Source organism: Methylobacterium nigriterrae, assembly GCF_037106235.1.
Lineage (GTDB): Bacteria > Pseudomonadota > Alphaproteobacteria > Rhizobiales > Beijerinckiaceae > Methylobacterium > Methylobacterium nigriterrae.
The window spans coordinates 1-1,724 of the sequence record NZ_JBAWTG010000339.1 but is presented as its reverse complement, the minus strand read 5'-3'; the positions used below and the strand labels follow the sequence as shown (position 1 = coordinate 1,724).

Below are 1,724 nucleotides of genomic sequence, written 5' to 3'. Positions count from 1 at the left end.
ACGTACCAGGCCACGCGGGAGAGCTGTTTGGCTCCGTACGCGGCCCGAAGCCCTAAGCGGCCGGGTGAGCTGGTCATTGCTTCAGAGGCAGCCGACTGAGGCTGAAGGGCATCGGACATCGCGAGTTCCTCAGACAAGTCCTATGCGAGCACACGGCAAGCAGCAGGGCGTCACGCAACGTTGCTAATCGCAAGCGGTACTCTCGGGTATGCGGTACGAGACCACGCCTGCGGATCAATCGCGGGCTCAAGCTTGGCCGAAAATTCGGCGTTACCTTGCGGGTATTTACATCGAAACTTTCGCACAGAGCGCTATAACAAGGGCGATTGCCGGATAGAGAGCCGGAGGACCGCGCGGTGTCTTCAGTCGGGGCGTCCAACTCAGGTCAATCTGCGAGCGCTGAGATCTACCCGCTCTTTCCTGAGCATACTCCAGGTCCGTTCCAGAGTGCCGAGACCGAGCAGGAGGACCTGCGGATCCTCAGGCACTTCGGACCGCAGGCGGCTCCAGGCAACCGACGGGGACGACCAGAACGTCGACTCAAGCAGGCTGCGCAATCGGCACTGTCGGCGCCCGACAACTTCATTGCTGATGGGCGCCTTCATCGGTTTGCCCGCCGGCACGTCAAGCGACGGCACTGGCCGTTCATCGTGACAGGCGCTCTGCTCGGTGCTGCTGCAGGAGCAGCCGTTCTCCCACACATGCGCTCACTTGCCGAGTTGGCTCAATCTCTCAGTGCCGATGGATCGGTGACACCGACCAGGGACCCTGTACCTGACATGCGTGTCGAGGTGACTGGCACGATCAGCCCACCCTCGGCCGCATCGGCCATAGCAGCTACACAATCGACTGTGCCGGCGCCGGTGAGTGCGGCAGAGCTGCAGCAACGGCTGATGATGAGCGGCTTGCCTGAGCGGGCCACTAGTCGGATGAGCGTGGCGGCCGCGGGGGTGACTGCCTTCCCGCCGGCTCAGGCGATGAGCGCGGGGGATCAGACCAGCGCGGGCATGTCCGACGCTGCACCTACGAAAGCGCTGGAGCACGAGAGGCCTGTCGCAGCCAGCGAACCTGCGGTCGTCGATAAGCCTACCCGCGACACGCGTAAGCTCGATGCCCTTATCGCGCGTGGCGAGCAGCTGTTGGCCAACGGCGAGGTCGTTGCGGCGCGCCTGTTCTTCGGTCGCGCGGCCGAGGAGGGCGATGCGCGAGGAGCACGGGGAATGGCCCGCAGCTACGATGAGGGAGTGCTGCGGACGCTTCCGGTCGCTGATCCGCCCGGCAGCAACAGCGAAGCTCAGCGCTGGTACCGCAGAGCCGCTGAGCTGAACCAGCAACAGGAGTGGAAGAGCGAGGGTAGATCGGCAGCGCGCTGATCAGCGGGGGCTTGGCCGACCGAGAGGATCATCGCGCTAAGTGAACGGCTCTGCGGAAAACGGTGCCTGCAGCAGCTTCCTGTTGCTGCGACAAGGATCCTGGGGTGCGCAAGGTAGCGCTAGCGGGCAGTGTTGCAGAGGGCAAACCCTACTCTCGGTCATCCTCGAGGTTGATCCCGGCGGAGCGCGAAAGGATGCCGAACCAGAGCTCACCCGGCCTGCCGGAGCTCAACCCCTCCTGTCATGGCATGGCGGCAGCCTTGGCGATCTGCGCACGGGTCCAGGCGACGATCCGAGACGTCTCCATCGCGCCTGCCGTCTGCGCGACCACCTTGCCCTTGTGCAGCAGGA

At 64.4% G+C, this 1,724-nt stretch carries 1 protein-coding gene; it reads left to right on the top strand.

Annotated elements, in window-relative coordinates; translation table 11 throughout:
- The first annotated feature begins 779 nt into the window (after positions 1-779).
- Positions 780-1,373 (top strand): hypothetical protein, encoded by a 594-nt coding sequence (locus WDW90_RS36840; protein WP_336492679.1) that lies wholly within the window; start codon positions 780-782, stop codon positions 1,371-1,373.
- The last annotated feature ends 351 nt before the right edge of the window (positions 1,374-1,724 follow it).

Excerpts from the sequence above, each read along its gene's own strand:
- WDW90_RS36840 (WP_336492679.1), top strand. The coding sequence starts at position 780 with ATGCGTGTCGAGGTGACTGGCACGATCAGCCCACCCTCGGCCGCATCG.